Source organism: Pseudarthrobacter sp. CCNWLW217 (assembly GCF_037203985.1).
Classification (GTDB): Bacteria; Actinomycetota; Actinomycetes; order Actinomycetales; family Micrococcaceae; genus Arthrobacter.
In genome coordinates, this window is sequence record NZ_JBBCBT010000002.1 from 205,492 (window position 1) to 218,937 (window position 13,446).

At 61.1% G+C, this 13,446-nt stretch carries 13 protein-coding genes; 3 read left to right on the forward strand and 10 right to left on the reverse strand.

What is annotated here, in order from left to right:
- Nucleotides 1–7: 7 nt before the first annotated feature.
- A complete protein-coding gene (gene rfbA / locus V9L18_RS03485) occupies nt 8–871 on the reverse strand; it encodes a glucose-1-phosphate thymidylyltransferase RfbA (protein ID WP_337345780.1) in 864 nt (287 codons plus the stop codon).
- 112 nt (nt 872–983) lie between these two features.
- Here rfbA and V9L18_RS03490 point away from each other — a divergent pair, with 112 nt between their 5' ends.
- Nucleotides 984–3,164, forward strand: coding sequence for an acyltransferase family protein (locus tag V9L18_RS03490; protein WP_337345781.1), 2,181 nt, complete (start codon nt 984–986; stop codon nt 3,162–3,164).
- A 58-nt stretch (nt 3,165–3,222) separates the two neighbouring features.
- Here V9L18_RS03490 and V9L18_RS03495 read toward each other — a convergent pair whose 3' ends face one another.
- The 7 genes from V9L18_RS03495 to V9L18_RS03525 all read right to left on the reverse strand — a co-directional run bounded on the left by V9L18_RS03495 (nt 3,223) and on the right by V9L18_RS03525 (nt 9,555).
- On the reverse strand, nt 3,223–4,113 hold the full coding sequence (locus V9L18_RS03495) for a glycosyltransferase family 2 protein (RefSeq protein ID WP_337345782.1): 891 nt from the start codon (nt 4,111–4,113) through the stop codon (nt 3,223–3,225).
- Between the two features lie 14 nt (nt 4,114–4,127).
- Nucleotides 4,128–5,222, reverse strand: a complete 1,095-nt coding sequence (locus tag V9L18_RS03500) for an NAD-dependent epimerase/dehydratase family protein (RefSeq protein ID WP_337345783.1) — start codon at nt 5,220–5,222, stop codon at nt 4,128–4,130.
- Between the two features lie 21 nt (nt 5,223–5,243).
- Nucleotides 5,244–6,131, reverse strand: coding sequence for a glycosyltransferase (locus tag V9L18_RS03505; protein WP_337345784.1), 888 nt, complete (start codon nt 6,129–6,131; stop codon nt 5,244–5,246).
- The gene (locus V9L18_RS03510) at nt 6,132–6,578 is read right to left on the reverse strand and encodes a DUF2304 domain-containing protein (protein ID WP_337345785.1); all 447 of its coding nucleotides are present in this window, start codon (nt 6,576–6,578) and stop codon (nt 6,132–6,134) included. It abuts the gene before it with no gap.
- Between the two features lie 3 nt (nt 6,579–6,581).
- Complete coding sequence (locus V9L18_RS03515; protein ID WP_337345786.1) at nt 6,582–7,331, reverse strand: glycosyltransferase family 2 protein; 750 nt, start codon at nt 7,329–7,331, stop codon at nt 6,582–6,584.
- Between the two features lie 72 nt (nt 7,332–7,403).
- Complete coding sequence (locus V9L18_RS03520) at nt 7,404–8,303, reverse strand: glycosyltransferase (protein WP_337345787.1); 900 nt, start codon at nt 8,301–8,303, stop codon at nt 7,404–7,406.
- Between the two features lie 19 nt (nt 8,304–8,322).
- Nucleotides 8,323–9,555 carry a polysaccharide biosynthesis protein gene (locus V9L18_RS03525; protein ID WP_337345788.1) on the reverse strand — a complete coding sequence of 411 codons (1,233 nt, stop codon included), beginning with the start codon at nt 9,553–9,555 and terminating at the stop codon, nt 8,323–8,325.
- A 199-nt stretch (nt 9,556–9,754) separates the two neighbouring features.
- On the opposite strand from V9L18_RS03525, the gene V9L18_RS03530 reads away from it, so the two are divergent.
- Nucleotides 9,755–10,474 (forward strand): glycosyltransferase, encoded by a 720-nt coding sequence (locus tag V9L18_RS03530; protein ID WP_337345789.1) that lies wholly within the window; start codon nt 9,755–9,757, stop codon nt 10,472–10,474.
- Nucleotides 10,475–10,520: 46 nt separating this feature from the next.
- Here V9L18_RS03530 and V9L18_RS03535 read toward each other — a convergent pair whose 3' ends face one another.
- Both V9L18_RS03535 and V9L18_RS03540 read right to left on the reverse strand, forming a co-directional pair.
- Nucleotides 10,521–11,966, reverse strand: coding sequence for a GH25 family lysozyme (locus V9L18_RS03535; protein ID WP_337345790.1), 1,446 nt, complete (start codon nt 11,964–11,966; stop codon nt 10,521–10,523).
- Nucleotides 11,967–12,039: 73 nt separating this feature from the next.
- Nucleotides 12,040–12,330, reverse strand: coding sequence for a hypothetical protein (locus V9L18_RS03540; protein WP_337345791.1), 291 nt, complete (start codon nt 12,328–12,330; stop codon nt 12,040–12,042).
- Nucleotides 12,331–12,446: 116 nt separating this feature from the next.
- On the opposite strand from V9L18_RS03540, the gene rfbB reads away from it, so the two are divergent.
- Nucleotides 12,447–13,445, forward strand: coding sequence for a dTDP-glucose 4,6-dehydratase (gene rfbB, locus V9L18_RS03545; RefSeq protein ID WP_337345792.1), 999 nt, complete (start codon nt 12,447–12,449; stop codon nt 13,443–13,445).
- Nucleotide 13,446 lies beyond the last annotated feature (1 nt).

The following is a 13,446-nucleotide window of genomic DNA, read 5'->3' on the forward strand; positions in this document are numbered from 1 at the left end:
TGGCTTGCTACGGCTCGAGCAAGCCGAGCAGATATGCTCCGTAACCACTCTTCACCAGGGGCTCTGCACGCTGGCGAAGCTCATCGTCGCTGAGGAATCCGAGGCGCCAGGAGATTTCCTCGGGCGCACCGATCTTGAGTCCCTGACGGTTTTCGACCGTTCGAATGAAATTCGATGCGTCGCTGAGATCGTTGAAGGTACCGGTATCCAGCCAGGCCGTTCCCCGGGGGAGGATCTCCACCTGGAGCTTTCCCTTCTCAAGGTAGGCACGGTTTACGTCAGTAATCTCAAGTTCCCCCCGCGGCGAAGGCCTGAGGTTGCGGGCGATGTCGATGACGTCATTGTCGTAGAAGTAGAGACCGGGCACCGCGTAATGGCTCCGGGGCTTTTCCGGCTTCTCCTCCAAGGAGAGGGCCTTGCCCTCGTCATCGAACTCCACCACACCATACGCCTTGGGGTCTTTGACCCAATAGCCGAAGACAGCGCCGCCGTCGATGTCAGCGTGTTTGCGGAGCTGGGTACCCATTCCCTGACCGTAGAAGATGTTGTCACCCAGGACGAGCGCAACCGTCTCGTTGCCGATGTGCTCAGCACCCAGGATAAATGCCTGGGCGAGTCCATCCGGTGAAGGCTGCTGGACGTACGTAAGATTGACGCCAAACTGGCTGCCGTCACCGAGCAGCCTCTGGAACTGCTCCGCGTCGTGGGGAGTGGTGATGATGAGGATGTCCCGGATGCCCGCAAGGATGAGCGTCGACAGCGGGTAATAGATCATCGGCTTGTCGTAGACGGGAACCAGCTGCTTGCTGATGCCGAGGGTGATCGGGTGTAGCCGGGATCCGGTCCCGCCGGCCAAGATAATTCCACGCATGGTCCCAATCCTCTATCAATGAAGCCCTCACAGCAAACCAGTGCAGAGTGACCTAATCGATGACCTTGGTAGTATCTAAAGACCCCCTGTCTCGAAAGTAGTGGAAATACCTATGTCGTCAGCACCCGCCCTCGGGCTTCAGTCCCGAGCGCAAACGCAACCTCAGGGGCACAGGCGTCGACTGGATATCGAGGGTCTTCGCGCCGTTGCCGTTCTTGCGGTCGTTTTCGATCACTTGATTCACTGGCCGGGCGGCGGGTTCATCGGCGTAGACATGTTTTTCGTTATCTCCGGGTACCTCATTTCCGGAATCCTGCTTCGTGAGGCGACAACTCGAGGAAGAATCTCGTTCCGCGAGTTCTACCTGCGTCGCTTCAAGCGAATTCTTCCCGCCGCTGCGCTCGTATTATCCGTAACAGTCACGGCGGCGTACGTTATTTTTTACGCGGGCCGTGCCTCATCAATTGCGACAGATGCCTTCTGGGCTTTGGTCTTTTCGGCGAACTGGCGGTTTGCCCTCCTCGGGACCGACTATATGAATTCAGGTTCGTCCGTATCGCCGATCCAGCATTATTGGTCCCTCGGCGTTGAGGAGCAGTTTTACATTTTTTGGCCCTGGGTGATTATAGGGGCACTGTTTCTCGCGCGTCGATTGAAGTGTAACCCTCGCGGAACTGCCGTAGTCTTGGGCTTCTTTGTTGCTGTGCCCATTCTTCTTTCGTTTGCATTTGCCCTTTGGGAAACGAATTCCAACCATACGGTGGCCTACTTCTCGACTTTCTCTCGGGGATGGGAGCTGGGCGCCGGAGCGCTGTTAGCGGTATTGACGGCGAGATTCAGCGGATTCCCTCAAAAATTGCAGATCGGCCTTCTTTCATTTGGCCTGTTGCTCATTGGTGCCTCACTCATCCTGATAACGCCAGAGACACCATTCCCTGCACCATTCGCCATTTTTCCAGTCTTGGGCACCTGCCTGGTTATCCTTGCGGGTTGCGGGGGCACCGGGCCGTCATACAATCGGCTGGCGTGGATTCTGACTAACCCAGCTTCCCGGTACGTCGGCAAAATTTCGTACTCTCTGTATCTTTGGCATTTCCCCGTGATCATTCTTCTCGGCGCATTCGTGGAGCCAGACACCCTGTGGTTCTATCTCGTAGCAGTCACGCTCATGACCGTTCTATCGGTGGCGTCGTTCAAGTGGGTTGAGGATCCGATACGGCGTAGCCGCCTCGGTGCCAAGCCCTCGCTAAAGACCGGCCAACGGCCACGACCGGTGCGACGGCGGGAGGTCCAGGGCCTTGCCGCATTCGCAGCGTTGGTTCTGGCATTGCCACTTATTGCTTTCGCCACTATAGGTCAGCGCGATGCTTCAGACCTTGGGGCCGGAAGTTCTGCTGATCCCGGGACTCCGGTGACGGCCATGACTGCGGACCAGAGGCAGGAGCAGTTGCGGGCGGCCCTAGCGTCTTCTGAGTGGCCAGCCCTCCGGCCGAATCCGGCGGAAATGGGGCCGGACGGAGCACTCGCTAAACCCGACGAGTGGATAAAGGACGGCTGCTTAGGTGGTGAGCTATCGCCGTTGGCTCATGACAAGGACGTGACTGCCAACGCCTTGCGGTGCGTATATGGCCCTGAGAACGCAACTCGTTCATTGGTAATCTTCGGAGATTCGACGACGATGAGTTTTGTCCCTGGCATCCGGAAAGCCTTGGAAGGGCAGGACTGGCAGGTGCACATATACACGGTGGCAGCCTGTTCGCCGGTGCTAATACCAGGCCGAAACGACGCATCGGCAGACGAATGCAAGCGATTCAAGCTCTGGGTTCAAGATCAGATTGGACGTCTCAATCCCGATGTTGTCGCGTCCTCGTTCTTGCGCAATGACGGTCAGTTGTCGAGCGGTGCAGTTGGGCGCGAAGCGGATGCCGAGTGGCAGAAGTACGTCACTGACATGGGGCGTTACGTTGTCGGGCAGGGCGCTCGATATGTTCTTCTGGAGGCACCTGCTCCCGCTAAGGCCGAGCCAAGCCAATGCATAACAAGGTTTAGTGTGCCCAGTGACTGCATAACGGAGCGCAGCACGATATTTGATGGGCAAAGCGAAGTGGAAGCCCGTGCAATCGCCGATGTCGGTATCAACGCAACGTTCGTCCCCACAAAGGAGTGGTTCTGCGTGAACTCAAGATGCCCGGCCTTTGTCGGAAGCACAGCCATGTACGCCGACATCAACCACATTAGTGCCCTTGCCTCGGAGGAGTTGGCGCCACTGCTGAGGCCGGCACTAGCACCGTAGTGCCCGCGAATGAAGGATGATGACCTACAGCTGTCGGCGGGGACGCCATCGAGGGCTGTTATTTACGCCCGCTCGTTCCTTTGAATCCGTCTGACATGCCGGCACGGGCACTTACTATTCGTTGGATTCGTCCGGGCGCAAAGATGCTGACTAGGGCCAGATGCCTGAAATCAGCCAGGAAGCCCTTCGCAGCCCAGCCGGGGTGGCGCCGGCCGTAGATTTTGGCGAGCAGGATCCGGTTGCGGAAAATGTAGTAATACCGCCACGTTGCGGCCGTCCTGATATTCACTTTCCTGCCCCACAGCGAGAACGTCCTGCCCATGATCTGCGCCGGTGTGCTGCTGCCAAGGGAATGATTCAACGCGGCCCCGGGTGCCAGAACCGTTTCCAGGCCGGCGTTGCGGCAACGTAGGTAGTACTCGGTGTCCACCCCGTCGATGAAGAGTTCGGCCTTGAAGAGCCCCAGCTGCTCAAGGACTTTTACCGGAATCAAGAGGCCGGACTGGATTGGTTCCCCGCCGAGCTGAACGCCCAGCTTCGTGCCCCGCCGTCGTACAGGCAGACCACGAACCGTGCCGGGGGCCACAAGGCCCACCGGGATGCCCTGAACCTCCGCGGCCGTCGCTGCCTCGACAAGGGACTGGACGTAGCCGTCCTCCAGCAGGGAGTCCTGGTCCATGGTGAGGACGTAGTCCGGCTTATCCGCTCGTGAAACTGCAAGCTCTATGCCGCGGTTCAGGGCTGCCGCAATTCCCGAGTTCTCGCTGAGACGTTCCACGGTGCAGCCCGCAGCCGAGAGCTTTGCCAGGATCCTGCTCGGGTCCTCGGTGCTCCCGTCGTCGACCAGCACGACATTGTCCACCTGTGATAACAGGGCAGCCGCGTTGGCCAATACGCCGTCGTCGGGGTTAAACAGTGAGACGACGGCGCAGGTCCGGGTGGTGGTCATCGAGGCGTTTCCTGTTAGGCAGGCTTGACGTCAGGCTGTGCGTCAATCCATGTAGCCAAGCGGTCGATGCCCTGGGAGAGGTTGAACTGCGGAGTCCACCCGAGCACACGCTCGGCTGCCGTGACGTCGGCCCAGGCATGGCGGACATCGCCCTGGCGGTACTGGCCTGTGACGTGCGGTGCCGGCGCCTTGTAGTGCTCGGCGATCAGCTTGGCGGCTGTGCCGATCGTCTGGAATTCGCCGGAGCCGATGTCCATGGGCTCGCCCTGAACCCTGGGGGAGACCGCCCCGGCCACGATCGCTGACGCGACGTCGTCGATCAGGATGAAGTCGCGGCGGACTTCACCGTCTTCGTAAAGGGGGATTGACTTGCCGCCCATGGCCATCCGGCAGAACAGGCTCATGATTCCGGTGTACGGGTTGATCAGGGACTGCCCCGGTCCGTACACATTCTGGAGCCGAAGGATCACCGTCTCTACACCGAAGGACTTGGCCCAGGCCTGAAGCACATGCTCCTGGGCGAGTTTCGTCGCACCGTAGACGCTGACGGGGGCCGGGAACGTTTCGGAAGCCTTCATGGCCACCGGAACGGCGTTGGGAAAATCCCATTGCGCCTTGTCAAGCGTTTCGCTGGTCCGCTGCCCGGGGTAGAAGGTGGTGCCGTCGCCGTCCTGCCAGGCACCCTCACCGTAGACGGCACGGCTGGAGGACAGGACGATCCGTCGCGGCAGTTTCTGGTGACGGTTGAGCCCGTCGAGCAGCTGTGACGTGCCGACGACGTTCACGTGCGTGTGTCGGGTTGCTTCCTCAAGGGACTGGCCCGTACCGGTTTCAGCCGCGAGGTGGATGACCACATCCGGGGTCACCTGCTCAAGCACACGATCCCAAGTGCTGGACTCCGCCACGTCCGCAATGATCAGTTCAGCGGCCGCATTGAGCTCTGCAGGCCTGGCGCCGGAGGCGTGGATCTGGGGGTGCAGGTTGTCCACCACAACGACGCGGTCGAAGGCCTCCACCAAAGAATCGGAGATAGCGCAGCCAATGAATCCGGCGCCGCCGGTGACGAGAACGGTACCGCCCGGGCGGGCAGGAGTTGCAGGAGAAGTCACTGGTGACCTTTCGTTTCTGGCTTAATTGCCGAATGAATGGCGGATGAGGGCCTTTGCCGCTGTCGCATTGCGGCTGATGATTGCCTTGGGGAGGAGCGCCATGGCGTGGGCGCGCGACGTCAGCCGGAGGCGGGCGGAGCGGGCAGCCCGGGTCCAGCCGAGTTCCTCGGCTTGGGCAGCTGAGACAGCAAAGTAATCACGTTCACCGGCGAATCTGGATCCGTCGATCAGTTTCGTGGAGGAAGCACTGTTGGAGTGCCTGCGGTAACGGAAGCAGACGGCCGGGTCGATAAGGAGTTGGTCCCCGTTGTACACCATGTCCATGATCAGGGCAAGATCCTGGATGATGGGGAACCCGTCACGAAAATCAACCCGGCGGATCTTGTCGGTGCGGAAGGCAAGCGACGGCCAGTAGAGCCAGTCGCCATGCATCAGATTGGTGGCGATGGCTTCGCCGGCAATGATCTGGCGGCCGCCGCCCCGCGGCTTGATGAGCTTCTGCTTGACGCTGTCGACCAGGGTGGAAACGACCTGGCCGTTCTCGTCGATGACTTCCACGCCCGGCTGGATGATGGCGGCGTCGGGGTAGCGTTCGTGTGCCTTGAGGATGACGTCCACGTAGTTGGGCAACAGGACATCGTCGCAGCCGAGGATCACCATGACTTCCTGCGTTGCCATGGAAACACAGGTGCGGTAGTTCGCGGTGATGCCGGCGTTCACCTCCTTGCGGATGTAGCGCACGCGTGGATCATCAATGCCCGCCATGAAGGCTTCAATCTCTTCGCCCGGATAGGCGTCGTCGACGACGGTCAACAGCCAGTCGCCGTTGTTCTGGGAGAGGACGCTGTTGACGGCTTCTTTCATGTATCCGGGGTCGCCCCAGTACGGCACAAAAATATCGAGAGGCATTTAGGAGTCTTGGCTTTCGCTCGGGCGGTCGTAGACCTGGGCAGAGGCTTGGGGATGCGCCGTGTCGTTGGTTGCAGAGTGGATGCCGGCTGTCGGAACGGAAGCCCGGTCTTCCTGGATTGACTCTATCTGGGTTCTGAGGATGGCGACTTCTTCGGCCAGCGTTCTGGTTTCGTCCTCGACGACCGAAATTTCCCACGACAGATGCAGGCACACACCGAGCAGCATGAGGATGCTCATCGCAAACAGCAGGTTCGATGGAACCTGCACACCCACCAGCGCGGCCACGATGTTGAGCAGTTGGGGAAACGCCGCGAGCACGAGTGTTGCGACGCCGACGATCAGCCATAGGGCGGCGTACTTCTCCCTGAGCTTCTTTCGGCGAAGCATCTCGAAGACCAAGGCCACGATCGCCAGGGCGAGAAGGAAGGCAGCAAGATTTCCCATTCCCTAGGCCACCACGGATTCAACAGCCGGTTTTGTCAATTTTGTAGGCTTTCTGGTCAGGGCGAAGAGGAGTGCGAACACTGATCGTCCCAGGTAAATCGCGGCTTTGAGCGGGTTGTGGCTGGGCTTGCCGCCTTGGCGCGGGCGCATCTCCACCGGGACCTGCGTGACTTTGCAGCCGGACCTGATGGCCACTACGAGGGAGTCGATGGTGTCACCGAGATACTCGGCCGGGTAGTGGTCCAGGTATTGTGTGACCGCACGCTCGTTGGCGGCGCGGAATCCGCTGGTAACGTCCGTGAGGCGGGTTTTTGCCAGGCCGGAGATGACCTTCGCGAGGAACTGCATGGCCCACTTGCGGGGTCCGGTTACTTTGTAGTCACCGCGTTCGGCAAAGCGTGCTCCGATGGAGATATCGGCGTGGGCTAGCCCGGCCAGGACTTCATCAATGCTGCGGGGGTCGTGCTGTCCGTCGGAATCCACCTGGATCACCTGACGGTAGCCAAGCCGCTGGGCGTACTTGAATCCGGCGCGCATCGCCCCGCCCACACCGAGGTTGAACGGAAGGTTCAGGACAGTCGCCCCTGCGGCTGCGGCTTCGTCGGCGGTGGCATCGGTGGAGCCGTCATTGACGACCAAAACGTCGTATCGGGTATTGGTGGTGAGAACCTCCCGCACGGTGTTACCGACAGCTTCGGCTTCATTCCAGGCAGGCATGATCACCAGGACGCGCGGATTGGGATTGGGTTCCATGTTGTCCAAACTATATCAATTGCGGGAGGGCACATCGGGAGCCGGCGGCCAGCACGGGCCCGGCTGTTCCGGCTATCGGTTCAGTTTCTCGCCCAATGCCGGGGGAATCGGACCCGTTCCGCCGCGCACGGCGTCACGGAAGCCAGACACCGCGGCCCTGACGAGTTTGCCGCGGCCGCGACTGAACGCCAGCCTCAGCGTATGGGCTTTGGCCTCCTCGATGAGGCGACGAAACACCCATTGGGGATCCTTGCGGACGTAGCGCAAGGAAAGCGCTGTTCCGTTGCGGCAGATGTAGTAGACGCGGCCCGGTGAATGGTAGTTGTACGAGATGTCCCTGCCCATGATCCGTACCGGCCGTCCCAGCAGGACAGCGGGCTCCCGTTGTCCGAGATCATGCTGGATTTCACAGCCATCGCCGACCAGGACTTCAAGACCGGCCGAGCGCGTGCGCATCGTGTACTCGGAGTCGACGCCGTCAATGAACAGGCCTTCGTCAAAAAGGCCAATCTCGTCCAGTGTTGCGCGGGGAATGAGGAAGCCGGACTGCATGGGGTCGAAGGCCCTGACAAATCCGGCTGCAGAACCGCGTACAGGAATGGGGTGGCCGCTGTAGGAAGAAGCGGAAATGAAGCCAACCCGCAGTCCGGCAAGCTGCGCCCTCCTGCACGTGTCCACCGCCGCAGCAACGTATCCGGGGCCGGGAAGGGAATCCTGGTCGAACGTCAGGAAGTAATCCGGTTCAGATTCCTCCCGGGCGTGAGCGATACCTGCGTTGAGGGCGGCGGCTATTCCCTTGTTGGACGGCTGCGTCACGACCGTAACACCCTCGGCCCTAAGCTCGGCAAAGAGCTCCTCGGACCCGGCTGGAGAGCCGTCGTCGACGACTACAACACGGCTGACCTGCCGGGCGATGCCTGCGATGTTTTCGCGCAGGGCAGGGCCGGGCCGGTAGGCAGCGATAACAGCCACGACACTCGGGGGAGGGTTATTAGGCGTCAACGCGGTCCATTCTCTCGTTGGTCAGGAGCTTCCGTGCAGGGAGCATGAGGGTAATGAACAGGAGGCCTTCGCTCAGGGCCATGCCCAGCGCAACTCCCGGGGCGTTACCCAGCACACCCGCCCAAACCATGACGGCTAGCCCGAAAGCGGCAGAAACAAGAGTCCAGCGCAGAACGAGTCGGTCCTTACCTGCCGGAATCAGCAGGTTTCGGATAAACGGCGTGCTGGCACTAAGGAACGCGAAGGCGAGACCGTAGTAGAAGCACAATTCGGTGGTGGCTTGGGCTTTTCCAACGAAGAGGAGGCTGCTGGCAAAGGGGCCGGCAAGAGTGAGGATCACCGCGCCGACCGCGCCCAGGCCCACGTGAGCCCAAATGGCGGCCAGGTGCCGATTCCGGCGGTTCTCCGCTCCGTGTTCGAGGGTCCATCCCTGGAACGCGTTACCCAGGGCTACCACTGTGAAGAGACCGAAGCGGTATAGCGTGTCGGCGGTTGCAAGGCTGCCGGACGCGGCCGGAGCAGTCGTGGCGGTGGCGATCGGTGCTGGTGTGGAAGCATATGCGTTTGCGGCAAGGCTGATGCCGGCAGTGCGCCGCTGGGCGGAGAGGTCACGCACGGCCGCAGGAAGGTCGCTGGGGAACCAGCGGCCCCCCTTGGCATACCGCGTTTGGAACGCCGTCAGCGAAATGACCGTGGCCAGCGCGGCAAGGCCCGGGTAAAACCACAGCTGTCCGGTGGTGAGCAATAGCGGAGCCGCTGCGGCGGTCGCGATGAAGCGCGGAACAGTGTCGTATACAGCCAGCAGTTTGGGTTGCCCCATACCGATGCAGAACCATGCGGGCGAAAGTCCTGCGAGGGCGACAGCGAAAGCCATGGCCATGGCTTCGCTTCTGAATTGGGGCACGGCGACTACCGCCGCCGCTGCTCCTGCCAAGGGAAAGACGAGAACCAGCAGAACGAGTCGGGTTCGGATGCTTTGCAGGTAGACGTGCGCCCGGGCTGCCGGATCCACCGACCGGGCCACGGCTACGGGCCCTTCAACATTCCATCCCCACATCAGTACCGTCGCGGCGAAGGTGCCGATCGCCTGGCCTGAGATGATGCTGGAAATGCCCTCCCCACCTACGATCCCCGAGACGATGGGGATGAGGAGAAGTGGCGTGATAAGGGAAAGCAAGGGCAGAACCGTGAAGCCGGACAGGCGAAGCAATACGGTTTTCATACGGTGGTTTGTCCTTGGTTCGCTGGCAGTCCTGAACGATCTTACGTGATTCCTTGGCCTAGCTTGGGGTCGCATAGGATGGGGCGGGCAACCGGTGGGACCCTTACTGCCGTTGTTTTGCCCTTGAAGTCGAGCGAGACGTGAGGCCATGAACGCCCCAACCCAGCCTGAGACGGCGCCCGTACGAGCGAGCATTTGTATGGCCACTTACAAAGGTGCCAGGTACATCGACGAGCAGCTCACATCGATCCTGGATCAGCTCGCAGAAAACGACGAGCTTGTCATCGTGGACGACGCTTCGCCCGATGACACTGTTGAACACATCCGCAGATTTCATGATCCCAGGATTAAGTTGATCCAGGCCGAGCGGAACCAGGGATACGTCAGGTCCTTCGAACAGGCGGTGCTTGCGAGCAAGGGCGCTGCCATTCTCCTGGCCGACCAGGACGATGTCTGGATTGAGGGTCGCCTGGATACCTTGCTGGCCGGGCTGGAAACGGCGGACGTCGTGGCCAGCAACTTCGACGTGCTGGGCGGCGGCCGTCGCCCCGGCATTCCGCTGCTTCGAAGCGCCGACAGCGGACGCCACCGTGCGAATCTTTTAGGGATTCTGATCGGTTACCGTGCCTACTACGGCTGTGGGATGGCCTTCCGGCGCGACGTTCTGCACGACTTTGCCCCGGTGCCCCGCTACCTCCGCGAATCCCACGATCTTTGGCTCGCCATCCTGGGCAACACGGCAGGATCCATCATGCATGTCGACCGCCCGACACTGCTGCGCCGACTGCACGAGGAGAACGCCACGCCCAGGGGCTGGAGGTCCTTGAGCGTGATCGTCGCCGCGAGAGTGGTCCTACTCAGGCTAATGGTCGAGGCGCGGCGGCGCCTGCGGTCAGGGAAGAAGCCGCGGCCCCGATGAGCCAGCTGGTAGTGGTCGCGTCCCGGCGAAACGGCTCATGTCAGAACTAATACACGACTGCGTCAACGGTTTGGGCCGGGATGGTGTTACTTAGGAAATGGACCGTAGTGCGCCGTAGGCCCACTGTTGTTGACCAATTCCCATTCCAGTCGCCGGCTAGGGGACGGTCGCCCGGATTGCCAAACGGAAACGCTGAAGCGACGGATGAGCTCCGGTTGCTATTGCCGAGAGCAAATACGTTGTTTCTGAAGATACCGATGGTTGTTGTTCCGTTGGCGTCCCAATCACCAGCGAGGGGAGCGTCGCCGGCCTGACCAAAGCTAACTACGTGAGTGATGCTGGCTGCCCCCGCGCTTCCGTTGCTCAGAGCCCAAACTCCATTGCGAAAAATACCAATACCCGTCCGTCCAGTAGCCGACCAGTCGCCGGTAACAGGGATGTCCGTGGGCAGCCCGAACGATGCCACCGAATCAATCGCGGGTCCTGTCAGACTATTGGTGAGGTACCAGTGGCCGTTGCGCACGATACCAATGGTGGTTATTCCGTCACCATTCCAATCCCCAGTTACGGGAATATCGCCGGCAGTTCCAAACGAGAAGCAGAGAGGAACGCCATTGGGGTTCTGAAGGCACCAGAAGCCATCAAGCATCCACCCCACCAGCCAACGCCCTGCCCCGTACCATTTGCCAGAGATTGGCGTCGAGTTTGCGGGCGGGGCCATCGTAGTGAAATCCGGCGTCCCTGCGAGTCTCCGCAGCTGGTCCATTGTGCCGTTGAACACATTCTGGTCCCCGGGGAACGTTGCCTTGACGGTCTGTGAGGCGTCGGCATAGTCGTTGGCGTACTGCCAGATTGTGTAGGTCGACCAGCCCCCGGGAATGGCGGGGCTGTTGGTGTAATACGAGGCGAGCCAAAGGGGATTGGTGCTGCTGAATTCGGTGGTGTTTCCCAGGCAGTCGCGCCAGAACCAATAGCCCGTGTAGATCATGGCCTGTTTGTTGGTCAGCCGGTAGATCGTGGAGGTAAAGTCCCGGACCCAGGTGGTGAGCTGGGACGGAGACATGCCATAGCACTTGTTGGTCCCGCCGTACGGGTTGTCCTCAATGTCCAGCGTTGGTGGCATGGTGATTCCGTCGGCTGACCAGCCACCACCATTGTTGACGAAGTAGAATGCCTGAGTCGCTCCATCGGATGCACTTGGTGCTGCGAAGTGGTAGGCGCCCCTGATCAGCCCCACGGAGGTGGCACCGCCGATCTGGGCGCCGAAGTACGGGTTCTTGTAGGTGGTTCCTTCGGTCGCCTTAACATAGGCAAACCGTGCGCCGTTGCTCTTGACCGCGGCCCAGTTGACCGACCCCTGCCACGAGCTGACATCCAGGCCCAGTGGCTGGCCCACCGTGCTGGCAGGCTGCTCGGGAACCGATGGCTGCGCTGACTCCGCGCTCAGTGCCTTGGCTTGGGGAAGCTGGCCCTCCGCCTCCGGTCCATTCATCCCAGCCCTGCCCATCGCGGCCTGTCCTGCTTCGAGGGACGGAGCTTGCGCTGCCGCCGCTGTTTCGATGGGGTCAGGCGTGGGCGATGGCGAGGGCGTCGGCGACCCTTCGGAAGCGGCGGCCGGAGGGGTCGACGTCGGCTGCAAGGCACGTGCGGTCTGTCCAGGGGCTGATTCGGACGGCGAAGGCTCCGGAAGTACCGCCGTCGTGGGCGGCGGAGTCGGTGCCGGAGTCAGTGCCACGGCTGACGTTCCGTTCAGAATGAGTGGAAAAACGAGCGCGGCGGTTATCAGGGCCGTCCGGCGGGAATTCAGCATGGTCACGGTTGCTCCCGGTTATATCTTGCGCGGGGAGAACTTCCACCGACGTCCTACCGAGAGTACCCAACCGTTACTGGTGTGACCAGTGGTGGAGGAGTGAAGAATTTGTGGCTTTCTCTGAAATCGGCCGGCCACGCCTCAGCCGGTAAGCTGGGCACCATGCAGAAACTCCTCGTTACCGGCGGCGCCGGCTTCATCGGTTCCAACTTTGTTCACTACGTCATCGCCAATACGGACAGCCACGTCACCGTTCTGGACAAGCTCACGTACGCGGGAAACCTGGAATCGCTGCGGAACCTCCCGTCGGACCGCTTCGCCTTTGTGGAAGGTGATATTGCCGACGGCGGCCTGGTGGACGGGCTCGTGGCCGACACCGATGTGGTGGTGCATTACGCTGCCGAGTCACACAACGACAACTCCCTGCATGACCCCCGGCCGTTCCTGGACACGAACATCATCGGCACGTACACGCTGATTGAGGCGGCCCGAAAGCACAACAAGCGTTTCCACCACATCTCCACCGACGAGGTCTACGGCGACCTCGAACTCGATGACCCGGAGCGCTTCACGGAGCAGACCCCCTACAACCCGTCCAGCCCCTACTCATCCACGAAGGCCGGTTCTGACCTGCTGGTCCGTGCCTGGGTGCGTTCCTTCGGCCTGCAGGCGACCATCAGCAACTGCTCAAACAACTACGGCCCATACCAGCACGTGGAGAAGTTCATCCCGCGCCAGATCACCAACGTGATCGACGGGATCCGCCCCAAGCTGTACGGCAAGGGCGAGAACGTGCGGGACTGGATCCACGCCAACGATCATTCCTCGGCGGTGCTGGCCATCATTGCCAAGGGCAGGATTGGGGAGACCTACCTGATCGGGGCCGACGGGGAGAAGAACAACAAGGACGTTGTGGAACTGATCCTCAAGCACATGGGCCAGGCCCCGGACGCCTACGACCACGTCGTCGACCGGCCCGGGCATGACCTGCGCTACGCGATTGACTCCACCAAACTCCGCGACGAGCTGGGCTGGCAGCCGCAGTTCTCCAACTTCGACGCCGGCATCGAGGACACCATCGCCTGGTACCGGGACAACGAGGACTGGTGGCGGCCGCAGAAAGCCCAGACCGAAGCCAAGTACAAGGAACAGGGCCAGTAAA